28 protein-coding genes and 1 tRNA gene are annotated in these 25,489 nt (G+C 61.3%); 16 read left to right on the top strand and 13 right to left on the bottom strand.

The window, feature by feature from the left end:
• The first annotated feature begins 6 nt into the window (after positions 1-6).
• The 10 genes from ACMUVN_RS17080 to ACMUVN_RS17035 all read left to right on the top strand — a co-directional run bounded on the left by ACMUVN_RS17080 (position 7) and on the right by ACMUVN_RS17035 (position 7,063).
• Positions 7-327, top strand: a complete 321-nt coding sequence (locus tag ACMUVN_RS17080) for a chorismate mutase (protein WP_027682490.1) — start codon at positions 7-9, stop codon at positions 325-327.
• Positions 328-376: 49 nt separating this feature from the next.
• Positions 377-748 carry a 30S ribosomal protein S16 gene (gene rpsP / locus ACMUVN_RS17075; RefSeq protein ID WP_028756609.1) on the top strand — a complete coding sequence of 124 codons (372 nt, stop codon included), beginning with the start codon at positions 377-379 and terminating at the stop codon, positions 746-748.
• A 115-nt stretch (positions 749-863) separates the two neighbouring features.
• Complete coding sequence (gene rimM, locus ACMUVN_RS17070) at positions 864-1,433, top strand: ribosome maturation factor RimM (protein WP_028758033.1); 570 nt, start codon at positions 864-866, stop codon at positions 1,431-1,433.
• A gap of 4 nt (positions 1,434-1,437) precedes the next feature.
• A complete protein-coding gene (trmD, locus tag ACMUVN_RS17065) occupies positions 1,438-2,139 on the top strand; it encodes a tRNA (guanosine(37)-N1)-methyltransferase TrmD (RefSeq protein WP_047616055.1) in 702 nt (233 codons plus the stop codon).
• Between the two features lie 214 nt (positions 2,140-2,353).
• A complete protein-coding gene (rplS, locus tag ACMUVN_RS17060) occupies positions 2,354-2,908 on the top strand; it encodes a 50S ribosomal protein L19 (protein WP_028758031.1) in 555 nt (184 codons plus the stop codon).
• A 163-nt stretch (positions 2,909-3,071) separates the two neighbouring features.
• Positions 3,072-3,869 (top strand): basic amino acid ABC transporter substrate-binding protein, encoded by a 798-nt coding sequence (locus ACMUVN_RS17055; RefSeq protein ID WP_414815317.1) that lies wholly within the window; start codon positions 3,072-3,074, stop codon positions 3,867-3,869.
• Positions 3,870-3,890: 21 nt separating this feature from the next.
• Entirely contained in the window at positions 3,891-4,703 is an 813-nt protein-coding gene (locus tag ACMUVN_RS17050) for an amino acid ABC transporter permease (RefSeq protein ID WP_414815316.1), read from the top strand.
• Positions 4,685-4,912, top strand: a complete 228-nt coding sequence (locus tag ACMUVN_RS17045; RefSeq protein WP_168333341.1) for a hypothetical protein — start codon at positions 4,685-4,687, stop codon at positions 4,910-4,912. Before ACMUVN_RS17050 ends, ACMUVN_RS17045 begins: the two co-directional genes overlap by 19 nt.
• Before the next feature lie 75 nt (positions 4,913-4,987).
• On the top strand, positions 4,988-6,397 hold the full coding sequence (leuC, locus tag ACMUVN_RS17040) for a 3-isopropylmalate dehydratase large subunit (RefSeq protein ID WP_028757783.1): 1,410 nt from the start codon (positions 4,988-4,990) through the stop codon (positions 6,395-6,397).
• A 312-nt stretch (positions 6,398-6,709) separates the two neighbouring features.
• Positions 6,710-7,063 (top strand): cell surface protein, encoded by a 354-nt coding sequence (locus ACMUVN_RS17035; RefSeq protein ID WP_414815315.1) that lies wholly within the window; start codon positions 6,710-6,712, stop codon positions 7,061-7,063.
• A gap of 81 nt (positions 7,064-7,144) precedes the next feature.
• Here ACMUVN_RS17035 and ACMUVN_RS17030 read toward each other — a convergent pair whose 3' ends face one another.
• Both ACMUVN_RS17030 and ACMUVN_RS17025 read right to left on the bottom strand, forming a co-directional pair.
• Positions 7,145-7,975 carry an aldo/keto reductase gene (locus ACMUVN_RS17030; protein WP_414815314.1) on the bottom strand — a complete coding sequence of 277 codons (831 nt, stop codon included), beginning with the start codon at positions 7,973-7,975 and terminating at the stop codon, positions 7,145-7,147.
• A gap of 131 nt (positions 7,976-8,106) precedes the next feature.
• On the bottom strand, positions 8,107-8,628 hold the full coding sequence (locus ACMUVN_RS17025; RefSeq protein ID WP_047616059.1) for a L,D-transpeptidase family protein: 522 nt from the start codon (positions 8,626-8,628) through the stop codon (positions 8,107-8,109).
• A gap of 166 nt (positions 8,629-8,794) precedes the next feature.
• Between ACMUVN_RS17025 and ACMUVN_RS17020 the strand changes: the two genes are divergently transcribed.
• Positions 8,795-9,478, top strand: coding sequence for a response regulator transcription factor (locus ACMUVN_RS17020; RefSeq protein ID WP_003582964.1), 684 nt, complete (start codon positions 8,795-8,797; stop codon positions 9,476-9,478).
• 97 nt (positions 9,479-9,575) lie between these two features.
• Positions 9,576-10,031: a cyclic nucleotide-binding domain-containing protein gene (locus tag ACMUVN_RS17015; protein WP_028757779.1), complete on the top strand. Its 456-nt coding sequence runs from the start codon at positions 9,576-9,578 to the stop codon at positions 10,029-10,031.
• A gap of 33 nt (positions 10,032-10,064) precedes the next feature.
• Here the strand turns inward: ACMUVN_RS17015 and ACMUVN_RS17010 are convergent, their stop codons facing one another.
• From ACMUVN_RS17010 to tesB, 6 genes are all read right to left on the bottom strand, one after another.
• Positions 10,065-10,868, bottom strand: a complete 804-nt coding sequence (locus ACMUVN_RS17010; protein WP_028757778.1) for an exodeoxyribonuclease III — start codon at positions 10,866-10,868, stop codon at positions 10,065-10,067.
• Positions 10,869-11,001: 133 nt separating this feature from the next.
• Positions 11,002-11,670, bottom strand: a complete 669-nt coding sequence (locus ACMUVN_RS17005) for an outer membrane lipoprotein carrier protein LolA (protein WP_028757777.1) — start codon at positions 11,668-11,670, stop codon at positions 11,002-11,004.
• Between the two features lie 139 nt (positions 11,671-11,809).
• Positions 11,810-14,500, bottom strand: coding sequence for a DNA translocase FtsK (locus ACMUVN_RS17000; protein ID WP_414815313.1), 2,691 nt, complete (start codon positions 14,498-14,500; stop codon positions 11,810-11,812).
• Between the two features lie 280 nt (positions 14,501-14,780).
• Positions 14,781-16,208: an ammonium transporter gene (locus ACMUVN_RS16995; protein WP_028757775.1), complete on the bottom strand. Its 1,428-nt coding sequence runs from the start codon at positions 16,206-16,208 to the stop codon at positions 14,781-14,783.
• A gap of 27 nt (positions 16,209-16,235) precedes the next feature.
• Positions 16,236-16,586, bottom strand: a complete 351-nt coding sequence (locus tag ACMUVN_RS16990) for a P-II family nitrogen regulator (protein WP_003543684.1) — start codon at positions 16,584-16,586, stop codon at positions 16,236-16,238.
• Positions 16,587-16,796: 210 nt separating this feature from the next.
• The gene (gene tesB / locus ACMUVN_RS16985) at positions 16,797-17,681 is read right to left on the bottom strand and encodes an acyl-CoA thioesterase II (RefSeq protein WP_097543577.1); all 885 of its coding nucleotides are present in this window, start codon (positions 17,679-17,681) and stop codon (positions 16,797-16,799) included.
• Positions 17,682-17,765: 84 nt separating this feature from the next.
• Here tesB and ACMUVN_RS16980 point away from each other — a divergent pair, with 84 nt between their 5' ends.
• Positions 17,766-18,980: a ubiquinone biosynthesis hydroxylase gene (locus ACMUVN_RS16980; RefSeq protein ID WP_097543576.1), complete on the top strand. Its 1,215-nt coding sequence runs from the start codon at positions 17,766-17,768 to the stop codon at positions 18,978-18,980.
• A gap of 81 nt (positions 18,981-19,061) precedes the next feature.
• Here the strand turns inward: ACMUVN_RS16980 and ACMUVN_RS16975 are convergent, their stop codons facing one another.
• The 4 genes from ACMUVN_RS16975 to ACMUVN_RS16960 all read right to left on the bottom strand — a co-directional run bounded on the left by ACMUVN_RS16975 (position 19,062) and on the right by ACMUVN_RS16960 (position 21,760).
• Positions 19,062-19,250, bottom strand: a complete 189-nt coding sequence (locus ACMUVN_RS16975; protein ID WP_003589705.1) for a Trm112 family protein — start codon at positions 19,248-19,250, stop codon at positions 19,062-19,064.
• 9 nt (positions 19,251-19,259) lie between these two features.
• Positions 19,260-19,946, bottom strand: a complete 687-nt coding sequence (locus tag ACMUVN_RS16970) for an LON peptidase substrate-binding domain-containing protein (RefSeq protein ID WP_025554693.1) — start codon at positions 19,944-19,946, stop codon at positions 19,260-19,262.
• 169 nt (positions 19,947-20,115) lie between these two features.
• Entirely contained in the window at positions 20,116-21,090 is a 975-nt protein-coding gene (gene trxA / locus ACMUVN_RS16965) for a thioredoxin (RefSeq protein ID WP_025554691.1), read from the bottom strand.
• A 160-nt stretch (positions 21,091-21,250) separates the two neighbouring features.
• Entirely contained in the window at positions 21,251-21,760 is a 510-nt protein-coding gene (locus ACMUVN_RS16960; RefSeq protein WP_414815312.1) for a prolyl-tRNA synthetase associated domain-containing protein, read from the bottom strand.
• A 256-nt stretch (positions 21,761-22,016) separates the two neighbouring features.
• Between ACMUVN_RS16960 and ACMUVN_RS16955 the strand changes: the two genes are divergently transcribed.
• A tRNA-Gly gene (locus ACMUVN_RS16955) sits at positions 22,017-22,091 on the top strand.
• 96 nt (positions 22,092-22,187) lie between these two features.
• Here ACMUVN_RS16955 and ACMUVN_RS16950 read toward each other — a convergent pair.
• Positions 22,188-22,802, bottom strand: a complete 615-nt coding sequence (locus tag ACMUVN_RS16950; protein WP_414815311.1) for a TetR/AcrR family transcriptional regulator — start codon at positions 22,800-22,802, stop codon at positions 22,188-22,190.
• A 96-nt stretch (positions 22,803-22,898) separates the two neighbouring features.
• On the opposite strand from ACMUVN_RS16950, the gene ACMUVN_RS16945 reads away from it, so the two are divergent.
• Positions 22,899-23,627 (top strand): NIPSNAP family protein, encoded by a 729-nt coding sequence (locus tag ACMUVN_RS16945; protein ID WP_127431326.1) that lies wholly within the window; start codon positions 22,899-22,901, stop codon positions 23,625-23,627.
• 272 nt (positions 23,628-23,899) lie between these two features.
• Positions 23,900-25,342 carry a M81 family metallopeptidase gene (locus ACMUVN_RS16940; protein WP_414815310.1) on the top strand — a complete coding sequence of 481 codons (1,443 nt, stop codon included), beginning with the start codon at positions 23,900-23,902 and terminating at the stop codon, positions 25,340-25,342.
• The last annotated feature ends 147 nt before the right edge of the window (positions 25,343-25,489 follow it).

Below are 25,489 nucleotides of genomic sequence, written 5' to 3'. Positions count from 1 at the left end.
TGCCCCATGATTGATCCAAACGTCAAAGCCCAGCTCGCGAGCTACCGTCAGTCGATCGACAACATCGATGCCGCTCTCGTGCACATGCTGGCCGAACGCTTCCGCTGCACCAAAGAGGTCGGCGTGCTGAAGGCCAAATATAATCTGCCGCCGGCCGACCCGGCGCGCGAGGAATACCAGATCGAACGCCTTCGCCAGCTGGCGAAAACCGCCAATCTGGATCCGGATTTCGCTGAGAAGTTCCTGAACTTCGTCATCAAGGAAGTCATCCGGCATCATGAGCAGATCGCTGCGGATCACGCTGAACAGAGCGCTGCAGCCCGATAACCCGTACCACCGAACCAGGTGGTCAAGAAAAGCCTAAGGAGTAAAGAACATGGCACTGAAAATTCGTCTCGCCCGCGGTGGCTCCAAGAAGCGCCCGTACTACCACGTCGTTCTCGCCGATGCGCGCAGCCCGCGTGACGGCCGCTTCCTGGAAAACCTCGGTTCCTGGAACCCGATGCTTGCCAAGGACGACGAGAAGCGCGTTCAGCTGAACGCCGAGCGCATCAAGCACTGGATCGAAAACGGCGCCCAGCCGACCGACCGTGTTCTGCGCTTCCTCGATGAAGCCGGCGTTGCCAAGCGCGAAACCAAGAATAACCCGATCAAGGCAAAGCCGGGCAAGCGCGCCCAGGAGCGCGCCGCCGAAAAGGCTCAGAAGGTTGCCGACGCAGCTGCTGCTGCTGCCGACGCCGCGGAATAATCGGGACTTCCCTCGATCGAGCGGGCGGCATGGCGACATGCCGCCCGTTTTCGTTTCCAATCCTGCGCACTTCGTTTATGAGAAACCTGTCTTTCGGCTTCACATGAAGGAACCCATGACAAAGCTTGAAAACCCCGTTCTGATGGCGACGATCGGTGGCGCGCAAGGCCTCCGGGGCGAGGTGCGCGCCAAGGCCTATACGGCCGATCCCAGCGCGCTTGGCGACTACGGCCATCTCCACAGCATGGACGGCCGCAGTTTCGAAGTCCTCGAAATCCGCGAGACCAAGAATGTCGTCGTCGTCCGTTTCCGCGGCGTCAACGACCGCAATGCCGCCGAGGCGCTGAACGGACTTGAACTCTATATCGAACGCGACAACCTGCCGGACGAGGAGCTGGAGGACGACGAGTTCTACTATGCCGATCTCGAAGGGCTTGAAGCACTAGATGACAAGGGTGTCAGCTACGGCACGGTCACCGGCGTCTTCGATTTCGGCGCCGGCGATCTCCTGGAGCTCAAAGGCCCGGGCAAGCGCCCGGTGCTGATCCCCTTCTCCGAAGCCTCGGTGCTGGAGATCGATCTCGAGGCCGGCACGCTGCTGATCGATCCGCTGGCGGCGGGACTGGTCGACGACCCGGAGGAGCTTTCGAAATTCACCGCGGACAAGCCGAAAAAGAAGAAATGACGCCATGGCTTTCCGGGCGAGCGTGCTGACACTTTATCCGGAAATGTTTCCGGGACATCTGGGCTTCTCGCTCGCCGGCAAGGCGATGGAGCGCGGGCAATGGTCGCTGGACGCGGTGCAGATCCGCGATTTCGCCACCGACAAACACCGCAGCGTCGACGACACCCCGGCCGGCGGTGGCGCCGGCATGGTGCTGAAACCCGACGTTCTCGCCCGTGCGATCGACAGCACCTCGGAAAACGATACCCGTCCGCGGCTGCTGATGAGCCCGCGCGGCCGGCCGCTGACACAGGAGCGCGTGCGCGCGCTCGCGGCAGGCGACGGCGTCATCATCGTCTGCGGCCGATTCGAGGGCGTCGACCAGCGGGTGATCGAGGCGCGTGGACTGGAAGAGGTCTCGATCGGCGACTATGTGCTGTCAGGCGGCGAGCCGGCCGCATTGATCGTCCTCGATGCGATCATCCGCATCCTGCCAGGCGTCATGGGCAACGATCTTTCCGGCCTGCACGAAAGCTTCGAAGGCGGACTGCTGGAACATCCCCATTATACCCGGCCGCAGGAGTGGGAAGGCCGCGAAATTCCCTCCGTCCTCACCTCGGGCAACCACGGCGCCATCGAGAAATGGCGGCGCGAGCAGGCGGTCCAGCTGACGCGGGAGCGGCGGCCGGATCTGCTCGAAGCGGCCAGAAACGAGAAAAACGGCTGATTTCGCAGCCCTTTTCACAAAAATGTCCGCCAAGGGATGACAAGCCCTGACCTTTCGTGTATTGGCGCACGCGGAAATGGGGTTTATCCCCGTCTGCCAGCAAACAAAGAATGGCGAATCCGCTCCCGCCCTTGACGGGCAAAGTCCTGAGGACAATTCCGAAGGATCAGTGTCGAGCGCTCTGGCTGTTTCAGAAGAACCAAAGGTTAAGACGATGAACATCATTCAGCAGCTTGAGGCCGAACAGGCCGCCAAGATCGAAGCCAAGCGCACGCTTCCCGAATTTTCCCCGGGCGACACCGTCCGCGTCAACGTCAAGGTCACGGAAGGCAACCGTACCCGCGTTCAGGCCTATGAAGGCGTCTGCATCGCCCGCTCCGGCGGCGGCCTGCAGGAAAACTTCACGGTCCGCAAGATCTCCTACGGCGAAGGCGTCGAGCGCGTATTCCCGGTCTACTCGCCGATGATCGAAAGCGTCGACGTCGTTCGCCGCGGCAAGGTCCGTCGCGCCAAGCTCTATTACCTGCGCGACCGTCGCGGCAAGTCTGCCCGTATCGTTGAAGACACCGGCGTCCGCGCCCGCAAGCTCAACGACGCCGAGCGCGCCGCCATTGCCGAGGAAAAGGCACGCATCGAAGCTGAAAAGGTTGCAGCAGCCCAGGCGCTCGCCGCCGAGAAGGCAGCAGCAGAAGCTGCGGAAGCCAAGGCGGCAGCTGAAAAGGCCGCCGCAGAAGCAGCAGCCGCTGCAGCGGAACCGGCAGCAGAATAAGATCTGGCCACGCAAAATTCTTTGCTTGAAGCAAAATTCTTCGCTTGGAAAGGCGGCCTTCGGGTCGCCTTTTCTATTTTTTGTTTGGTCACGCAGCCGGCGGCCTTGCCTCGGGCCTATCTTCCGTGACAGTTTTTGCCGTTCAATTTTTAGGAACCATTCAATGTTGTTTCGTCGTACCGTTCTTGCGAGCTTCGCCGCCCTTGCTCTTGCCCCCTTGGCCGCATCGGCCGCCGAACTGCCTGATCTCGGCGGCAAGAGTGTCGTCGTCGTGACCGAGAATGCCTATCCGCCGCTGCAATTCGTCGATCCGAAATCGGGCAAGGCGATCGGCTGGGAATATGATGCGATGAACGAGATCGCCAAGCGGCTGAATTTCAAGGTCGAATACCAGAACACCAGCTGGGACGCGATGATCCAGGCAGTGTCCGACGGCCAGTACAACATCGGCATGACCGGCATCACCATCAAGGAAGAGCGCAAGCAGAAGGTGGATTTCTCCGACCCCTATATGCGCTCGCAGCAGTTCATGCTGGTGCGCGGCGACGAGAAGCGTTTCACCGATGCCAAGTCCTTCGGCGAATTCAAGGATGGCCTGGTCGGCGCGCAGCCCGGCACCACGCCCTTCTACACCGCTGTCTATGAAGTGCTGGATGGCAACGAGCAGAACCCGCGCATCAAGCTCTTCGAAACCTTCGGCGCCACCGTTCAGGCATTGAAGGCCGGCGACGTCGACGTCGTGCTGACCGATGGCACCGCCGGCAAAGGATATGTCGATGCTTCAGGCGGCGCCCTGAAGCTGATCGGCGAGCCGCTCGGCACCGAGGATTTCGGCTTCATCTTCCCGAAGGGGTCCGATCTCGTCGCCCCCGTCAACGCCGCCATTTCAGCACTCAAGGCCGACGGCACGCTGGATGGGCTGAACAAGAAGTGGTTCCTCGACTACAAGATGGGCGAATGATGCCGAGCAGCCGCTAGACGAATGGCCCTGCAAACATCTTCCCACAGACCCGTCAAGGACGACTATCCCTGGTGGCTGGTCGCGCTCGTCGCGATCGGCATCGTCCTTGCCGTTGTCATCATCACCAACGATATCTATGCCCAGGTCTTTCGCACCGTCGTCAACGGTGTCGGCATCACCGTCTTCGTGACGCTGGTCGCCTTCGTGCTCGCCACCGTGCTCGGCCTCGGCATCTGCCTGCTCGGCATGGCCGACAGCCCGGTGTTGCGCCAGATCGCACGGTTCTACATCGAGATCATCCGCGGCATCCCAATCCTCGTGCTGCTGTTCTATGTCGCCTTCGTCGGTGCGCCGGCACTGGTCGCAGCCTATAATATCCTGATTTCGCCGCTGGTGACGTCAGGCATGGCCGAGCCCATCCTGGTGCGCGATCTCTCACTGATGTGGCGGGCGGTCATCGCGCTGACGATCGGTTATTCCTCCTTCATCGCCGAGATCTTTCGGGCCGGTTTCCAGTCGGTCGATATCGGCCAGATCGAGGCGGCCAAGGCGCTCGGTCTCTCGCGCTACCGGCGTTTCCGCTCCGTCGTCTTTCCGCAGGCGATCCGGGTGATCTTCCCGCCGCTCTCCAACGATTTCGTTTCGATGGTCAAGGACAGCTCGCTCGTCTCCGTGCTCGGTGTCGCCGACATCACCCAGATGGGCAAGGTCTATGCCGCCGGCTCCTTCCGCTTCTTCGAGACCTATTCGATCGTCACCTATATCTACCTGATCCTGACGATCGGCCTGTCGCTGGCGCTGCGGCGGACGGAGAAGTGGCTGAAATCGCGGTGAATGCTTCAACAGCGGCCACAGCGCGGAGAGGCTCAGAGCGCCTCCTGATGATTCAAATTGAAGCCGCCGCGAAAAATCGCTATATGCAGGCGATGGAATCCAAGTTCAGATGCATTGGCGCGCATATTTTCGTGCTGCAGGACCATTATCGCCTGCCGGCGCGGTTTTTTGCCTGCGTGTCCGGTGCGCTCAACAGCCGACTTCGTTGATCGAATGACGGCCGGCGGAGCCTGATCTGCCATTTCTCGATTTTCCAAAAGCTTTAGAAAAACGGACTTAACGCCATGAGCGCACCGCGTACCCTCTACGACAAGATCTGGGACGATCATCTGGTCGACGAACAGGCAGACGGCACCTGTCTTCTCTACATCGACCGCCACCTGGTCCACGAAGTGACCTCGCCGCAGGCGTTCGAAGGCCTGCGCATGACCGGCCGCAAGGTCCGCGCGCCGGAAAAGACGCTCGCCGTCGTCGACCATAACGTTCCGACCTCGCCCGATCGCCATCTCGGCATCAAGAACGAGGAAAGCCGCATCCAGGTGGAGGCGCTCGCCACCAACGCCGCCGAATTCGGCGTCGAATATTATTCGGCAAGCGACAAGCGCCAGGGCATCGTCCACATCGTCGGCCCGGAACAGGGCTTCACCCTGCCCGGCATGACCATCGTCTGCGGCGACAGCCACACCTCGACGCACGGCGCCTTCGGTGCGCTGGCGCACGGCATCGGCACCTCCGAGGTCGAGCATGTTCTGGCGACCCAGACGCTGATCCAGAAGAAGGCAAAGAACATGCTGGTGCGTGTCGACGGCCTGCTTCCGCCGCACGTCACCGCCAAGGACATCATCCTCGCCATCATCGGCGAGATCGGCACTGCCGGCGGCACCGGCCACGTCATCGAATTTGCCGGCGAAGCGATCCGCGCGCTGTCGATGGAAGGCCGCATGACCATCTGCAACATGACGATCGAAGGCGGCGCCCGCGCCGGCCTCATCGCGCCTGACGAAAAGACCTTCGAATACATCAAGGGCAAGCCGCGCGCGCCGAAGGGCGAGGCGCTGGAACAGGCGATCGCTTATTGGAAGACGCTGCAGACCGACGAAGGCGCTCACTATGACCGCGTCGTCGTGCTCGACGCCGCCAGCCTGCCGCCGATCGTCTCCTGGGGCTCCTCGCCCGAGGACGTCATCTCCGTCCAGGGCATCGTTCCGAACCCCGACGATATCCAGGACGAAACCAAACGCACCTCCAAGTGGCGCGCGCTCGACTATATGGGCCTGAAGCCGGGCACGAAGATGACCGACATCACGCTCGACCGCGTCTTCATCGGCTCCTGCACCAACGGCCGTATCGAGGATCTGCGCGAAGTCGCCAAGGTCGTCGAAGGCAAGACGGTTGCCCCGACCGTCGACGCGATGATCGTTCCGGGCTCAGGCCTCGTCAAGGAACAGGCGGAAGCCGAAGGTCTCGACAAGATCTTCAAGGCCGCCGGTTTCGACTGGCGCGAGCCGGGCTGCTCCATGTGCCTTGCCATGAACGACGACCGTCTGAAGCCGGGCGAGCGCTGCGCTTCGACCTCGAACCGCAACTTCGAAGGCCGTCAAGGCTTCAAAGGCCGCACGCATCTCGTCTCGCCGGCAATGGCAGCGGCCGCCGCGATCGCCGGGCACTTCGTCGATATCCGCGAGTGGAACTGATCCGTCAAAACGGATGACAGTCCGAAGCCCCCGATGCCTCCTGAAGGCATCGGGGGCTTCGCATTTTATGGTACCCTGTCTCATCGGGCGATGCCCCATATCCGTGTCAGTGCATGACCCGAGTTCCCGATTTCACCCGTTCGGGCAATCGACATCGAAGAATGCCTGTGGCTTCATCGACATGGCGCTTTCAGGCGCAACTCGCGCGACGTTCGACAGGCACCGCTTTCGGGCGTCCGTTACCGGCCTCGGCGATCAACTGGCCTGGCTGCACCAGGAAAGCTCCGCGTTGTGTGATCTGGGAGAATAGCCATGAGACCGAAAATGGCAGGACGCCTGCCGCGAACCATCCTGGGCTTATTCGTATCGCTGGCATCGATCGATGTCGCTGCTGCCGCGCCGATCCATCCGACACCGCCGCCGGTGATCTCTTCCGCCCTGCTGCAACAGGTCGCGCAAAGCAAGATACCGTCCCTCAACGGGTATCGCGGCTACAGCAGCGCCCGGGCTGGCTATATCAGGAGCTCGAACGGCTACTGGTATCCCGCGCGCGCTTTCAATGCTTCGGACGAATATACCGGCTCGATCGGACGGCCGCAGCGCCTGAACAATGCCTGCAACTTCGGTTTTACCCCGACCAACGGCTCGTCCAAATGTAATTATTGATGCGACCGCCATACAAAGGCCGCCGCGGGCGATCTCTCCCGGGGCGGCCGCTGATTGGCTTAGCAATGATTGGGACGGCGATCAGAAGGTTGCTGTGTGCGGATCCGGTCCCATGCGGGCGTCGGCGCTGTCGAGCTTGGCGATCGCCGCCATGTCATCGGCATCGAGCTTGAAGTCGAACACCTTAAAATTCTCCTCGATGCGCGATGGCGTCACCGATTTCGGGATGACGACGAGGCCGGTGTCGATGTGCCAGCGGATGATCACCTGGGCCGGCGTCTTCTGATGCTTTTTGGCGATCTCGCCGATCACGGCGTTCGAGATGAACTTGCCCTGGCCGAGTGGGCTCCAGGATTCGGTGACGATGTTAAGTTTCTGATGAGCCTCCTGCGCCGCCTTCTGCTGGAAGTCGGGGTGCAGCTCGATCTGGTTGATGACGGGAACGACGCCGGTTTCGCCGATGATGCGCTCCAGATGTTCGGGATAGAAATTCGACACGCCGATCGAACGGGCGCGGCCCTCTTCCCGGATGCGCACGAAAGCTTTCCAGGTCTCGGTATAAAGACCGCGATGCGGCGACGGCCAGTGGATGAGATAGAGATCGACATACTCCGAACCGAACTTCTTCAGGCTGCCGTCGAAGGCGCGCAGCGCATTGTCGTAGCCCTGGTCGGTATTCCTGAGCTTGGTGGTGACGAAGATGTCCTTGCGGTCGAGGCCGGAGGAGCGAATGCCTTCGCCGACGCCCTCTTCATTGTCGTAGCCGGAAGCCGTATCGATATGGCGGTAGCCTGCGGCGATCGCCGTCCGCACCGTCGGAGCGGCGATCTCCTGCGGCGTCTGCCAGACACCGAGGCCGACCTGGGGAATGGAATGTCCGTCATGGAAAGTGATGATGGGTTGAGCGGTCACACTATGTCTCCGGGAGTTTGAAGAATTGGACGAGGCATGAATTGCGTCCGCACCTGCGGGCGTCCCGGAACGCATTTCAGCCGGAGCGTTCGGTCACCGAAAGCATATAGGCGGCCGCATCCGGAAGACAATCAGACGACCCGGACAATCGTTCCCTTTCGAAGGTGCGGCAGCAGGCGGCGCATGTCGCGCAGGCTCACCGCGACGCAGCCGGCCGTCGGCTCGTAGCCTGGCCGGATCAGATGGAAGAAGATCGCCGAGCCGCGATTGCGCGCACGCGAGGAAATGTTCCAGTCCATCACCAGGCAGATATCGTAGAGCCCGTCGCTGCGCCGCATCTCTTCATGACTTGCGCCGAACGGCGCCTTGACGAGACGGTTGTAGCTGGCATTGCCGGACTGATCGCACCAGAGCATGTCGGCACGGATGCGGTGGATGGGAAGCGGCGTGACGAGCCGGCCGTTCCGCTCGCCCCGCCGGAAGCCTGATATCAGCCTCATCGAGGCGATCGGCGTGGCGCCGTCGCCCTCGCGTTTCATCACGGTACGCCCCGAGCGGCCGATCGCGGCAGGCACAGTGATCGCGCCAAGCCGGACGATCGCCCGGCTCTTACGCCCCGGCGCAGGGCGCACCACGATCGTCGATGGCGTCATGCCCCGTCCCTGCCTTGTTTTTTCCATTTTTCTCGCATGTCTTGCATTGTCTGGGGCTTTGATTGAAATCATATGAAAACCTGCGCGGCAACAGCCTGCGCCCGATCCTTGCCAAACCAGGAATTTGGCGTAGGACTAGGGGACTTAACATGAGGAAAGCAAGGGCATGACCGCACGCACCATTCTTCTGGTGGATGACGACGATGACCTTCGTCAGACCCTGACGGAGCAATTGTCGCTGTATGAGGAATTTTCGGTTTTGCAGGAAGCCAACGCCGGCAAGGGTGTTGCGACCGCCCGCTCAACACCGGTCGATCTGCTGATCATGGATGTCGGCCTGCCCGATATGGACGGCCGCGAGGCGGTGAAACTGCTGCGCAAGGGCGGCTTCAAGGCGCCGATCATCATGCTGACCGGCCACGATACCGATTCGGACACGATCCTCGGCCTCGAAGCCGGCGCCAACGACTATGTCACCAAGCCCTTCCGTTTCGCCGTTCTGCTCGCGCGTATCCGGGTGCAACTGCGCCAGCACGAGCAGAGCGAGGATGCGACCTTCACCGTCGGCCCCTACCTCTTCAAGCCGAGCCAGAAGTTGCTCACCACCGACAATGGTCAGAAGATCCGGCTGACGGAAAAGGAAGCGGCGATCATCCGCTATCTCTACCGTGCCGAACAGAAGGTGGTCACCCGCGACGTGCTTCTCGAGGAAGTCTGGGGCTATAATTCCGGCGTAACGACGCATACGCTGGAAACCCACGTCTACCGCCTGCGCCAGAAGATCGAGCGCGACCCCTCCAATGCCGAAATCCTCGTCACGGAAAACGGCGGCTACAAGATCATACCCTAGAGCATTTCCGTTTTCTCCGAATCACCGAAATGCTCTATCTCTGCGTTTCACGCAATTCCGGACGCAAAATCGCTCCGTACTAAGGCGAAAAGCCCGCATGGCGCTGACCGACGATATCAACCTGCTCGCGCAGCTTCCTCTGTTCAAGGACATGAACGAGGATCAGCTGCGGTTGATCGCCTTCGGCGCCGACCGGCGCATGATCGCTGCCGGCCAGATGCTGTTTCGCCAGGGCTCGCCCGCCGAGAGCGCCTACGTCATCCTCAGCGGTAGCCTGGAACTGAGCGCGACGAGCAGCGACGGCATGCAGAGGACAGAGGGGGTCGCCGGTCCCGGAACGCTGGTTTCCGAGCTGGCGCTGGTCACCTTGGTGGAGCGCAAGTTCACCGCTATCGCCCGCGAAGACACCAGCATCATCCGCATCACCCGTGCCCTCTTCCACCGGCTGATCGAGGAATATCCGGACGCAGCCCGACTGATCGAGAACCGCATCCGCGACAATCTCGCCGAACTTGCGGCAAAGGCCGCAAGTCAGTTCTACCGCTTCAGCTAAGACTGATAGAGACAGCGCGTCCGAAAGGACGCGCTAGAAATCGAAATGCGCCGTCACCGGCACGTGGTCGGAGGGCCGGTCCCAGCCGCGCGCCTCCTTCAGGATCTCGATCCGCTTCAGATGCGGCCCGAGATCCGATGACGACCAGATATGGTCGAGACGGCGGCCGCGATCGGCGGCTTCCCAGTCCTTGGCGCGGTAGCTCCACCAGGTGTAGAGCTTCTCGCTGGCCGGCACATGCTGGCGCATCAGATCGAGCCAGGCGCCGCGCTTCATCACCTCGAGCAGCCCCTCGGTTTCGACCGGCGTATGGCTGACGATCTTCAGAAGCTGCTTGTGCGACCAGACGTCGTGCTCCAGCGGCGCGATATTGAGGTCGCCGACGAGGATGGCCGACGTATTGGCCTCGCCATTGGCTTTCAGCAGCTTCATCTCCTCGATGAAATCGAGCTTGTGACCGAATTTCGGATTGATCGTCCGATCGGGCTCGTCGCCGCCGGCCGGGACGTAGAAATTGTGCAGCCGGACGCGGCGATTGCCGTGCTCGAAGATCGCCGAGATGTGGCGGGCATCGCCGACGCCGCAATAATCCTGGCGGTGATCCTCGGTCAGCGGAATGCGCGAAGCGATCGCCACGCCGTGATAGCCCTTCTGACCGTGGATGATGATGTGGTTATAGCCCATCGCCCGCAGCGGTGCCGCCGGAAACAGCTCGTTCGTCACCTTGGTTTCCTGCAGGCACAGGATATCAGGCCTGTGCTTGAGGACGAGTTGCTCGACGATCGGCATGCGCAGCCGCACCGAGTTGATGTTCCAGGTGGTGATCGAAAAACCCATGCCCGATGTCCTCTCGCGTCCAATGCCCGCGTGTCGGCCGAGCTGCAGCTCGACGCGACGCGCTTTCATGAAAGGGCTTTAGAATAAACGCGGACGCGAGGGAACCGGCCGCGTGCGAAAGCAACCGAAAAGCTCAGTCGCGCGACTGAGGCGTGCCTGGGATGCTCTCATACGGCACGCGGAAGACGCGATCATCGAACTGCATGCCCGTCTTGACGTTGAAGATCATCACCGAGGTGTCCTTGCCCTGATTGTCGGTGATCGTCCATTGACGCAGGTCGTAGGTCTTCGGGTCGAACATCATGGTGATGGTCGAGTTTCCAAACACCGTATTGTTGCCGAGCGCAATCGTCGTCAGGTCCGACTCTTCCTTCACGCCCTTCACCATGCCGGCCGACAGGTCGATGCGCTGCGCCAGGAGCAGGCTGAGCGGGGTCTTGGAGAGCGGATAGAGATCCCAGGTCTTGAGCTTCGTATTGCCGATGGCGACGTTCTTGCCGTCGGCGATCACCCGCATCGGCGACGGGTCGTCATAGTTGAAGCGCAGCTTGCCTGGGCGCTGGATGAAGAACTTCCCGCCGGTCTGCTCGCCGCGCGGGCCGAACTGCACGAATTCGCCCTGCATCGTCGTGACGCCGGAAAAATGGTCGGCGATCGCCTGCGCGGTGCCGGAGGCGGGAGCCGCCGCCTGAGCGTAAGCGCCGAGGGGAATGGCGCTCGCCACCGCAGCGACGGCAAAGGCGCCGAGCAGATCGCGGCGCGTTACCGTCAGGCCGGAGAGGAAGGTATCGGAGTGACTCATCTAAATCTCCTTTATGCGATCTGCATGCTGCCGAAAGGCGGCGTCTTCAAGGCATTGCGATCGGCCTGCGAGAGGTAACGGCTTCGATGCTGTCAGGTTTCCGCAAAAGCGGCTGCATCGGAAATATATGGCTGTTCTGTCAGCGGTCGAGGATGTCGCCTTCGGTGGGAACGAGAATCTCGCGTTTGCCGGCATGGTTGGCCGGTCCGATGATGCCTTCCTTCTCCATGCGCTCGACGAGCGAGGCGGCGCGGTTGTAGCCGATGCCGAGTCGGCGCTGGACGTAGGAGGTCGAGGCCTTGCCGTCGCGTAGCACGATGGCGACCGCCTGGTCGTAGGGATCTTCCGAATCGGACAGGTTGGAGGTGCCGGCCGGACCGCCGCCACCGCCGCCGTAATCGCCGTCGTCATCGTCATCGGCAGTGATCGCGTCGAGATATTGCGGCGAGCCCTGGGTCTTCAAGTAGGAGACGATCTCTTCCACCTCGACATCCGAAACGAACGGGCCGTGCACGCGCTGGATACGCCCGCCGCCCGCCATATAAAGCATGTCGCCCATGCCGAGCAGCTGCTCGGCGCCCTGTTCGCCGAGAATGGTGCGGCTGTCGATCTTCGAGGTCACCTGGAAGGAAATGCGGGTCGGGAAGTTTGCCTTGATCGTGCCCGTGATGACATCGACCGATGGGCGCTGTGTGGCCATGATCACGTGGATGCCGGCGGCGCGCGCCATCTGCGCCAGCCGCTGCACGGCGCCTTCGATGTCCTTGCCGGCGACCATCATCAGGTCAGCCATCTCGTCGATGATGACGACGATATAGGGCATCGGCCTGAGATCGAATTCTTCGGTCTCGTACATCGCCTCGCCGGTATGGCGATCGAAGCCGGTCTGCACCGTGCGCGAGATCGCCTCGCCCTTCGACAGCGCCTGCTCGACGCGGGTGTTGAAGCCGTCGATGTTGCGCACGCCGATCTTCGACATCTTCTTGTAGCGCTCTTCCATCTCGCGCACGGTCCATTTGAGCGCGACGACGGCCTTCTTCGGATCGGTGACGACAGGCGAAAGCAGATGCGGGATGCCGTCATAGACGGACAGTTCGAGCATCTTCGGGTCGATCATGATCAGCCGGCATTGTTCCGGCGTCATGCGGTAGAGCAGGGACAGGATCATCGTATTGATGGCGACCGACTTGCCCGAGCCGGTGGTGCCGGCAACAAGCAGATGCGGCATCTTGGCGAGGTCGGCGATGACGGCTTCGCCGCCGATCGTCTTGCCCAGCGCCATGGCGAGCTTCGCCTTGCTGCCTTCGAAATCCCGGGAGGCGATGAGTTCGCGCAGATAGACGGTCTCGCGCGTCTGGTTGGGCAATTCGATGCCGATCGCGTTGCGGCCGGGCACGACGGCGACACGGGCGGCAATGGCGCTCATCGAGCGGGCGATATCGTCGGCAAGGCCGATGACCCGCGACGACTTGATGCCGGGCGCCGGCTCCAGTTCGTAGAGTGTTACGACAGGGCCGGGGCGGACATGGATGATGTCGCCCTTGACGCCGAAATCTTCGAGCACGCCTTCGAGCATGCGGGCATTCTGCTCCAGCGCGTCGGCCGAGAGCGTGGAATCGCGCACGACATTCTTGGGTTCGGCGAGCAGATGCATCGAGGGAAGCTGGAAACCCTCGGGACGGATGAACGAGCCCTGTGCCTCGCGCTCGATGCGGGCGCTGGGCTTCGGACGCGCCACCACGGGAACGACGCGCGGTTCCGGCTTGCCGGCGGGTTTTGCCGGGGCGCGGATCATCCAGTCGTCGTCATCGTCGTCGGGCAGGATATCGGCCGGGCGCGGCGGCATGTCGGCATCGAAGGGCAGATCGTCGTCATCATCGTCGTCATCGATGGAGAGCGACGGCGCAGAGCCGATGCGGCGCGGTGATGCCGCCCTTGCCCCCATCGATGGCTCCATCGACGGTTCCATACGCTCGCCGCGGACGGTTGGCGCCTTGGCGCGCACGGGTTCGTTCAGCGTGCCGAACTCGTCATCGTTGAAATCATAGGGTGATTCGTAATCACCCTGGCGCCGCTTGCGCGGCCCCATGCCGAAGAGCCGGCGCAGCCGGCCCTGGCTCATGTACCAGGCATGCGTCATGGCGCCGCTGAAAGCCACCCAGCGGGACTCGTCGTCCTCCTCGTCCTCGTCTCCGACGACGCGGGCCTTGCTACGCGTTTCGACGTAATCCTCCTCGATTTCCTCGTCGACGTCGCTGCGGCCGACAAGGCCCGATGCAAAGAGCATCAGCCAGGCGGTCGGCGCAGCGAAGATGCAGCCGACGACCATGGCGAAGGTGCCTGTGGGATAGGTGCCGACGAAAAGTGCGGGAAAACGCAGGATCATATCGCCGACGACACCGCCGATGCCGTTCGGGATCGGCCAGGTAAGCGGCGGCGGAAAACAGCCGAGGACGGCGCAGGAAAGCACCGAACCGCCGAACCAGGCGCCGGCACGGGCGGGAATACGGCTGAAGCGACGGCCCGAGATCAGCGTCAGCGCCCAGGCGACGATCGGCAGCATCGAAACGACGCTGGCAAGGCCGAGGAACTGCATGACGATATCGGCAAAGGCCGCACCGCTATAACCGAGAATATTCGTCGGCAGGTTGGCGGTCGCGTAGGAATAGCTCGGATCCGCGACATTCCATGTCGCCAGCGCCGCGACGCAGAACGCCAGCAGCAGAAAGATCGCAAAGCCGATGAGCGCCTGGATCTGCCGCAGCATGAATGCCGAGAAGGAGAACCGATCCGGACGGCCATCCATTGCCGGCGACGTGCTTCTTGCCATGTGTCTAACCCGTCCAATGCCTGAGGACACGCGAATCGCTGAAGCTTCGTCGTGCCAAAATGCGTCCGCTCTACCTAATCAGAGCCGGGTTAAAGCGATGTTAACCATGCATGCCTGGACGACAATTCCGGACAGGGAAATGAAAAAGACCCGAACCTTGGAAGGTTCGGGCCAAATGCGGTCTATGGCAGCTTTTGCGGGTCTAACCCGGAAAAGCTCTAGATAGGCCGCGACGGGCCATTCAGCGGCGCCCTTTTGCCGGGCGCCGCAAACCCTGTGATCAGGAAGAGTGGTAGGCGGCTTCGCCGTGGGTCGAAAGGTCGAGACCTTCGCGCTCGGCTTCGACGGTGACGCGCAGGCCGATGACGACGTCGACGATCTTGTAGAGGATCGCCGAACCGATACCCGACCACAGCAGCGTCGTCAGCACGCCCTTGGCCTGGTTCAAGACCTGGGTTGCCGTACCGGCATAGGAGGCTGCGAAATCGGCTGTCGAATAATCGACGATGCCTGCACCGCCGAGCGCCGGGTTGACGAGGATACCGGTGCCGAGAGCGCCGATGATGCCGCCGACGCAATGGACGCCGAAGACATCGAGGCTGTCATCGTAGTTGAACTTGTTCTTTACGACGTCGACGAAGAAGTAGCAGACCGGCGAAACGATGAGGCCGAGAACGATCGAACCCATCGGGCCGGCAAAGCCTGCCGCCGGGGTGATGGCGACGAGACCGGCGACGGCGCCGGAAGCACCACCGAGCATGGAAGCCTTGCCGCGGGTGAGGGTTTCGACGATGCACCAGGACACAGCGGCGGCAGCCGTTGCGACGAAGGTGTTGATAAAGGCAAGCGAGGCATAGGAATTGGCTTCGAGGTTGGAGCCGGCATTGAAGCCGAACCAGCCGACCCAGAGCAGCGAGGCGCCGACCATGGTCAGCGTCATCGAATGCGGAGCCATGATTTCCTTCTTATAGCCCGTGCGCTTGCCGAGCATGATGGCGCCGACGAGGCCCGCGATACCGGCATTGATGTGAACGACCGTGCCGCCGGCAAAGTCGATTGCGCCATAGGAGAAGATCAGGCCGGCTGGCGACGTGTAGGAGCTCGGACCACCCCAGAACCAGACCATGTGCGCCATCGGGAAGTAGATGAAGGTGACCCAAAGCACGACGAAGAGCATGACGGCCGAGAACTTGATGCGCTCGGCGAATGCGCCGACGATCAGGCCGGGCGTGATGCAGGCGAAGGTCATCTGGAATACGATGAAGGTGTATTCCGGAATGGCGACGCCCTTCGAGAAGGTTTCGACGAGCGACGTGGTGTTGACGCCGGCCAGGAACGCCTTGGAGAAGCCGCCGACGAAGCTGTTCAGCGAGCCGCCATCGGTGAAGGCGAGCGAATAGCCGTAGGTCACCCAGATCAGCGCCACGACGGCGGTGATCATGAAGACCTGCATCAGCACGGAGAGCATGTTCTTGGCGCGGACGAGACCGCCGTAGAAAAGCGCAAGGCCGGGGATGGTCATCAGCAGGACGAGCGCCGAGGAGACGAGCATCCAGGTATTGTCACCCTTGTCCATGGTGAGAGCAGGAGCGGCAGCAGCGGCAGCGGCTGGCGCAGCCTCCTGCGCAAAAGCCACAGCCGGCGCCAGAAGGGCAGCCGTTGCTGCGCAAGTCAGCGCAAAGGCGGAAGAAAACTTCGAAAGTGACATTGGAAAAAGCTCCTTGATCTGCCGTTCTTACAGCGCTTCTGAATCGGTTTCGCCCGTACGGATGCGCACGGCATGGTCGATCGAATAGACGAAAATCTTGCCGTCGCCGATCTGACCGGTCTTGGCCGATGCCGCGATGGCTTCGACCGCCCTGTCGACGAGTTCCGATGCAACGGCGATTTCGATCTTGAGCTTCGGCAGGAAGCTGACCGCATATTCGGTGCCGCGATAGATTTCGGTATGTCCCTTCTGGCGCCCGTAGCCCTTCACTTCGGTCACGGTCAGCCCCTGAATACCGATCGCCGTAAGAGCTTCGCGGACCTCATCGAGCTTGAACGGCTTGATAATGGCCATCACAATTTTCATCTGGTTTCCCATCCTTCGTTATCCTCGGCGCGGAGCCGACTCTCCTTGCCGCTGACGTTCCTGAACAGCGACCGGCGATATACATTCAAGGGGCGTGCCAGATTCGAGGCAACTTATAAGTTATTGAAAAATAAAGATTATAATAAGGAATGCCAATAAACAGGCAATTGACCGGCCAATAAGCGCACAAATAATGCGCAAATTTACAAATATGCACATTATTTATTCATTTGCCTTTTTCCGAATCAGACCTTCCTGCGCGACGGAGGCGATCAGCTCACCCGTTCGGGTAAACAGACAGCCCCGGGTCAACCCCCTGGCGCCCGAAGCCGACGGGCTATCCTGCGTATAGAGCAGCCAGTCGTCGAGCTTGCAGGGTCGGTGGAACCACATGGAATGATCGAGGCTCGCCACCTGCAGGCTCTGGTCGAAGATGGACGTGCCGTGCGCATAGAGCGACGTATCGAGCAGCGTCATATCCGAGAGATAAGCAAGCACCGCCGCCTGATAGAGTCGGTCGTCGGGAACCGGGCCGGTGGCGCGCACCCAGACATCCTGCTTCGGATCGAGCTTCTTGTCGGAAAAATAATGCGTCAGCGAGACCGGGCGGATCTCGATCGGCCGCTCGCGCTGCCAGTATTTTCGGATCGCCTCCGGCGCATGCGCAAGATATTCTTCCTTGATCTGCTGTTCGCCGAGCAGCGCTTCGGGCATCTCGACCTCGGGCATTGCGATCTGGTGCTCGAAGCCCGGCTCCTCCACCTGGAAGGAGGCCGACAGCGCAAAGATCGCCTTGCCGTGCTGGATGGCGACGACACGCCGCGTGTTGAAGCTCGATCCGTCGCGGATGCGCTCCGCCTGGTAGACGATCGGCACCGAGGGATCGCCGGGGCGCATGAAATAAGCATGCAGCGAATGGACGAAACGCTCGCCTTCGATGGTGCGCTGCGCCGCCATCAGCGCCTGGCCGATCACCTGCCCCCCGAAGACCCGCTGCCAGCCGACCTTGGGACTGCGGCCGCGGAAGATATCGACCTCGATCGGCTCCAGGTCGAGCGTCGAAAGCAACGTCTCCATCGCCGAAGGTCCTGATGTCTCGCGCGTCATTTTCTATGTCTCCCGGCGGTAGGAAGTGAAGTTGCGATGATCTATATAGATCACATCTGAGGCACAAAGTACGGGAGCGGCGCGATGCTGGACATGCTGGTTGTGGGCGGGGGTTATGTCGGCCTGTCCGCTGCTGTCGCGGTCAAACAGGCAGCACCCCATCTGAATGTCGCGGTCGTCGAGGCGGCTCCCGCGCATGTCTGGAAAAACGATACACGCGCCTCCGCCATCATCGCGGCGGCGGCAAAGATGCTCGAGGTCTTCGGCATCTGGGACGAGATCGAGCCGGAGGCCCAGCCGATCACCAAAATGATCGTCACCGACTCCAGGACTTCTGATCCGGTGCGCCCGGTTTTTCTGACCTTCGACGGCGAAGTCGCCGAAGGCCGGCCCTTCGCCCACATGATCCCGAATGTCGCAATGGTCGCAGCGCTGCGCGGCGCCTGCGAGCGGCTCGGCATCGACATCCGCCACGGGCTCGGCGCCATCGAGCTGAAGACCCACGACACCCATGCCACCGTCACGCTTTCGGACGGCAGCGCGCTGGAGACCCGGCTGCTGGTTGCCTGCGACGGCGTGCGCTCGACGTTGCGCGATCTCGCCGGCATCAGGACCGTCACCTGGGACTACGGCCAGTCCGGCATCGTCGCGACCGTCGAACACGAGCGGCCGCATGACGGATGCGCCGAGGAGCATTTTCTGCCGGCCGGCCCCTTCGCCATCCTGCCGCTGAAGAACAACCGCTCCTCTCTCGTCTGGACGGAGCGGACGCCGGATGCCAACCGGCTGGTCGCCGCCGACGATCTGATCTTCGAGGAAGAGCTCGAACGCCGCTTCGGCCACAAACTTGGGAGCTTGAAAGTCATCGGCGACAAGCGTGCCTTCCCGCTCGGCCTCACCCTGGCGCGCTCCTTCGTCGCGCCGCGTTTTGCGCTGGCCGGCGACGCCGCCCACGGCATCCATCCGATCTCGGGCCAAGGCCTCAATCTCGGCTTCAAGGATGTGGCGGCACTTGCCGAAACCATTGTCGACGCCGATCGCCTCGGCCTCGACATCGGCTCGATCAACATCCTCGAACGCTACCAGACCTGGCGGCGCTTCGACACGTTCCGCATGGGCGTGACCACCGACGTGCTGAACCGGCTCTTTTCCAACGATGCAACGCCGATCCGCATCGCCCGCGACGTCGGCCTCGGTCTGGTCGACCGGCTGCCGCGCCTCAAATCCTTCTTCATCGGCCAGGCGGCCGGGACGACGGCAAAGGACAATCCGCGCCTTCTGGCCGGCGAGATGATTTGACGTTTGTTTTTACGCAATTGCCGGCAAAAGCGCTTCGCGCCATGCCCGAGAAACCGCTTCGCACTTTTTCCTGGAATTGCTTTATTCGTCGAGGCGGCGGGCTTCGGACACCAGCATGATCGGAATGCCGTCGCGGATCGGGTAGGCCAGCCGCGCCTTTTCCGAGACAAGCTCATTGTGCTCGCGATCATAGGAAAGCCGCCCTTTGGAGAGCGGACAGACCAGGAGATCGAGCAGCTTCGGATCGACACGGCTGAGTTTTTCGTCCATGGCTGAAGTCTACTGCAGAACCGTGTCGGAGTCACCGAAGACACGCGCCAGCACGATTTCGGTAATGGCGATCAGCGTCTCGGCCCGCGTCTTCAGGTCGGGCGCCTCGAGCAGCGCCTGTTTTTCCGCCGGCCCGAAGGGCGACATCATCGCGAGGGAATTGACAAGCGTCAGATTGCTCGCCCGCTCGACGCTCTCCCAGTCGGCCTCCAGCTTGTTGGCATCGAGATAGGCCTTGAAGGCGGTCAGAAGCGCAGCGCGGTCGACCGCGTCCTCCTCGTTCGCGGCCGAGAGATCGGCGATGAACGGGGCGATCCGGAAGGTGCGGAAGGGATCGCTGGTGGCTTTCTCCTCCAAGAGCCGGAAGCGGCAGACACCGGTCAGTGAAACGATATAGCGCCCGTCGCCGGTCTCGGCGAAGGAGGTGATGCGGCCGAGGCAGCCGACAGCGGCAAGATTGGGCTCGCCGCCCTTGTCCTCGTGCTCGCCGAGCGCCGGCTGCACCATGCCGATCAGCCGGTTTCCGGTCAGTGCCGCATCCAGCATCGCCAGATAGCGCGGCTCGAAAATGTTGAGGGGGAGCTGCCCGGCCGGCAGGAGAAGGGCGCCGGTCAGGGGGAAGACGGCGATTGAATCAGGCAGATCGCCCGGCTTCAGGTATCTGGCATTCCCGACTTGCATGAAACCGTCCCGCATTCTTGTAACGGGCATGCCCGTTCTGACGAGAATGTGGTGCCCCCGTCCGAAAACGCAAGGGCAGATACTCGAAACTTAGCGCTAACCCCAAAAATCGGGGTCGATATTGCCCGGCGCGTCCTGCCGGACACGCCGCGCTCCAAAGCAATTCCAGGAAAGCCGAGCCGCCCTAGGAGAACAGCATCGCCGAAAGCTTGCGGCGGGCGGCAACCGTCGCCGGATCCTTGAAGCCCCAGACCTCGAAGAACTGCAGCAGCTGCCGACGGGCGCCATCATCATCGAAGGCACGATCCTTGCGCATGATCAGAAGCAGATGTTCGGCCGCTTCGTCGCGCCGGCCTTCGACATTGAGGATCTTGGCGAGCTTCAGCCGCGCCGCGTGATCATCGGGATTGGCGGCAAGGTCGCGTTCGAGCGCAACGGGATCGCCAAGCTTGCGGGCCTCCTCGATCTGTTCGAGCTTCTTCAGCACCGCCTGGATGCCGGCATCTTTCGACAGCTCTTCCGGCAGCTCGGTCAACACCTGGCGCGCCCGCTCATGCTGGTTTGCGGCGATCATGCATTCGGCCATGCCGGCGAGCGCCTTGGCATTTTCGGGATCGGCCTGCATGACGGCGCCATAGAGCTGGGCGGCTTCGTCGATATTGCCGGCGGCAAGCAGTTCTGCCGCTTCCGCAAGCACGGCTTCGATCTCGGCCGCCTCATCGGCGCCGGCCGGACCGGCGATGCGGTCGATGAACTGCTGGATCTGGCTTTCCGGCACCGCACCCATGAAGCCGTCGGCCGGACGGCCGTTGACGAAGGCGATGACGGCCGGGATCGACTGGATGCCGAGCTGGCCGGCGATCGAGGGATGATCGTCGATATTCATCTTGACCAGCCGGACCCGGCCCTTGGCTTCGTTGATCACCTTTTCCAGGACCGGCGTCAGCTGTTTGCACGGACCGCACCAGGGCGCCCAGAAATCGACCAGCACCGGTTGCTTGCGCGATTCCTCGATGACGTCCTTGCCGAAATTCGCGGTCGTCGTTTCCGTGATGTAGCTGCCGGCCGCAGCTGCGGGTGCCGTTGCTGCGCCGAAGCTTGTCGTCGCCGTCATCTGATTTCCGAAGGAACCGTTATAGGGGTTGTCGCTGCCGCTCATAGGTATCTCCCGCCGCGCCGATCCTGCCGGCGTCTTTGCCAAAGCATGTCGCGCAAAACTGTGGTGCGGTTTTACGACAAGGACATGCGCAAAACCAAAGACTAAAGCGCCGCAAGCCAATCTGAAAGATCACGACGCGCTTTAGCGCTAAAATCGTATGTCAGGACGTCACTTTCAAGACAAGCGGCTTGTGCCCGGTCGCCTCCATGAAACGGATAAGATCGCTGCTCGCAATCGAGGTCGTCGCATCGTTGGACAGCGGATGGCAGTTGACGATCTCTTCGCGCATCAGATCGGCATCGAGCACGAAGGTGACATTCTCCGCGGTATCGTTGATAGCGCCGAACGCGGTGACGGCCCCGGGAATGACGCCGAGATATTCCATCAGCTTTTCCGCCCTGCCGAAGGAAACCCGGCCGGACCCGCCGATCAGATTGTGCACCTGTTTGAGGTCGACCTCGGCATTTTCCTCCACGGTCAGCATAAAATACCTGTCCTTCTTGTCCTTGATGAAGAGGTTCTTGGTGTGACCGCCGGGGATCTCGTCACGAAGGGCAACCGATTCGGCGACGGTGAAAACCGGCGCATGATCGACAGTCTTATGGGCAATGCCGAGCCCGTCGAGGAAGGCAAACAATTCGTCTCTTGTCTTGGGGGTATTTTCGGACATCGGGCAATCCATTCGGCGGAATAACAAAATCGAGGCGCCCTGCTTAAGTCCGTCCACATCGTTTGGCAATCTTCGGAACCGACGCTCTACCCCCACATTTGCGGCCTTTCCGCCCGTCCTCCTCTGACACCAGAATTTTTTCTTCGCTTCTCCGTCATTTCCCTGTTGCATTTGAAAACCCGTTAGGCCATATAGCGCCCGTCGCCACGAGGCGGCGCCCACGGTCCAACAACTACCCCGGACCGATGTGGATTGAGCGGGTGTAGCTCAGGGGTAGAGCACAACCTTGCCAAGGTTGGGGTCGAGGGTTCGAATCCCTTCGCCCGCTCCAGTTTCTTCCTTGTCAGGTCAGGCACATGCGATCTCAGCGTCTTTGACGAGATCTACTTGCGACTTTTACCAATCCTTCCGAGAAGAATGTCCGCCGTCAACGCAGGCGATATTTCGCCGCGAGCAACGCCGCCAGTTCCATGCGGCAATCGATCAGTGGGCTGACATCCTGTCGTGCCTTTGCCATCGCCATGGCGCCGGAATAGGCTGCGATGACAAGCGTTGCGAGGCTGTGCGGATTGAGCTCGCTCGCGTGTTTTTCCTCCGCGTCTCTCGCAAACTTGGCGGACAGTGCCTCGTGCCAGACGCCGAATACGGCGCTGACAACCTCGCGCATCTCCGAGTCATGATGGGAGACGTCCATTGCCATGTTGTTGAGCGGGCAACCGGAGACCCGGCCGTTATGAATCAGTTCATTGATGATGTTCTCAAAGATCAAGTCTATGGCGGCCGGCACATCTGCACTTGTGTGGAGCGGCGCGATCCATGTTTGCCGAACGGCTTCAGCCACGCGATCGCGAATGACCGCAAGTCCGAGGTCGCGCTTGGCCGGAAAATGATGCGCCATGGCACCACCGGATACTGAAGCCCTTTCGCGCAATTCCAGCATGCCGGTTGCGAGATAACCCTGGGTAACGAAGGCGTCGTAGGCGGCATCAATGATCCGGCGACGTACGCCTTCGGGATCATTGGTTCTTTTGTTTTCGGTCATGGTTTCTCAACTCGTCCTGCGCGCACATTAGCACCTTGACATAACAGGTCAATTGTCCTGTTATGAATACAGGACAATTGACCTGTTGAGGAAGCCATGAATCCGCATTCCGTATTCGAACTTCGCCGTTATCGCCTTCTCCCGGAAGGCAGAGAATCATTGATCGATCTGTTTGACAGGGAATTTGTTGAACCTCAGGAGGCCCTGGGCATGCGCGTCGAAGGGGAGTTCCGCGATCTTGACGATCCTGATTCCTTTGTGTGGGTTCGCTCTTTCAAGGATATGGAAACTCGAACGGAGGCTCTCGCATCCTTTTATTCAAGCCCGACCTGGAAAGAACATGGGCCGGCAGCCAACGCGACGATGCTCAATTCGGATAATGTCCTGCTCTTGAAGCCGGCGGTAGGCGTCCATCCGTTCGTGCATAATCTGCCAAGGGACAAGGAGGTGAGCCGCTCCAAGGTGCAGGGTCTTATCAGGCTGAATATCTGCTCGCTCGCCCCTGGGACAGAGGAGGATTTTGCCAGGTTTTTCCGCGACGATGCACTCCCGGCCATGCGGGATGCTGGTGCGCGCATCGATGCTCTGTTTGTGACGGAGCGAAGTAAGAACGATTTTCCCAGGCTGCCGGTTCGCGAGGGAGAAACCGTATTTGTCTGGTTTGAATGTCACGAAGATCAAGACCGTGCCACCGACTACGAGCGCCGCTTGCGGCGCAGTCTCATCTGGGGACGCGAGATTTATCCACGGATGGACAGCCAGTGCTGGCGTAGGATCGAGGTCTCCCACTTGACGCCGACTCCGCGGTCGCTTTGCGCTTGGTAAGCGACGTTACCAACTCGTCTACACAAAAAATGTCCGCCTCGGCTGCTTTCGGATAGTCTACCAGGCCGATCTGGATCGATTTTGTAATTTATTGCCGTTGATCGATTCATTTTGCGAACTATCATCGATCAGATAGCGACGGCGCGTCTTCGGATCAAAACCCTTTATGTTCAGTTCATCGCAGCGCGAGCTTCTGCGGATCATCGATCAGGGGACGCCGCCAGCATCGCCGCCCATAACGTCCTGATTGCTCCCAACTCCTGAGGTATCCCATGCGCATCGCCGTCGGTGGCATTCATATCGAATGCAGCACATACAATCCCGTCCTGAACGAGGAGAAGGATTTTCGCGTGCTGCGCGGCGCGGCGCTGCTGGAAGCGCCGTATTTCGCCTTCCTCAGGGATTACGATGCCGAGTTCCTGCCGACGATCCATGCGCGCGCCATTGCCGGCGGCCCGGTTTCGCGCGCCACCTACGAGGCCTTCAAGGGCGAATTCCTCGAGCGGTTGAAGCCGTTGCTGCCGCTTGACGGTCTCTATCTCGCCATGCATGGCGCCATGTATGTCGAAGGCATGGAGGATGCCGAAGGCGACTGGATCAGTGCGGCGCGTGCGCTGGTCGGCGAGGATTGCACGGTTTCGGCCAGCTATGACCTGCACGGCAACGTCACGCAGCGCATCATCGATGCGCTCGACATCTATTCCACCTATCGCACTGCGCCGCATATCGATGTCGAGGAGACGATGCGCCGCTCGGTCTTCATGCTGGTCAAGAGCCTGAAGACCGGCGAGAGGCCGATCGTTCTCTGGGCGCCGATCCCGGTGGTGCTGCCCGGCGAGCGCACCAGCACCGTCGATGAGCCGGCGAAAAGCCTCTATGACATGCTGCCTGGGATCGATGCGATCGACGGCGTCTGGGATGCATCGCTGATGGTCGGTTATGTCTGGGCCGATGAACCGCGCGCCACCGCCGCTGCCATCATGACTGGCACCGACCGCACCGTGCTGGAGCGCGAGGCCAAACGCCTCGCCAAGGCCTATTGGGACGTGCGCGAAGACTTCGTCTTCGGCTGCGAGACCGGCTCGCTCGAGGAATGCGTCGCGAGAGCAATCGCAAGCCCGACCGCCCCTGTCGTGCTGGCCGAATCCGGCGACAACCCCACAGGTGGCGGCGTCGGGGACCGGGCCGACGTGCTGGCCGAGCTGATCGCCAGGGGCGCCACCGGCGTCGTCTTCGCCGGCATCGCCGACAAGGCGGCGACCGAGGCCTGTTATGCCGCCGGCATCGGTGCGGAACTGGAGCTCAGCGTCGGCGCCTCGCTCGACACCAAGGGCAGCAAATCGGTCACCGCCTGCTTCACCGTCAAATTCCTCCACGAAACATCGGATGCCGCCGACCGTCAGGCGGTGGTTTCGGTCAGTGGCATCGATCTTGTGCTTTCCGCAAAGCGCCGGCCCTATCACAACATCGTCGATTTCACCCGGCTCGGCCTCGACCCGCATCGGGCGAAGATCATCGTCGTCAAATCGGGCTATCTCTCTCCGGAACTGGCGCCGATCGCCAATCCGAACCTGATGGCGCTATCGACGGGTGTCGTCGACCAGTTCGTCGAGCGCCTGCCGCGGCTGCGCAAGCAGCATCCGACCTACCCGTTCGACAAGGATTTTGACTTCGAACCGCAGGTCTTCATCTCCGCACGTTCACGGCAGGCCTGAAGTTCGCCTGAACCAATTGCGTTTTCCTGGATGATATTGTCGATCGCGGCACCGCCCTGTCGCCACGAGCGACTGCTTTTCCGCATCGCGGCAATGGCCGTGTTTGAGCAAAAAATGGGCATACTTCGATTTGCACAAAAAAGCGCT

The organism is Rhizobium sp. IY2 (genome assembly GCF_047532935.1).
GTDB lineage: Bacteria > Pseudomonadota > Alphaproteobacteria > Rhizobiales > Rhizobiaceae > Rhizobium > Rhizobium anhuiense.
This window is presented reverse-complemented; position numbering and strand designations above follow the sequence as displayed.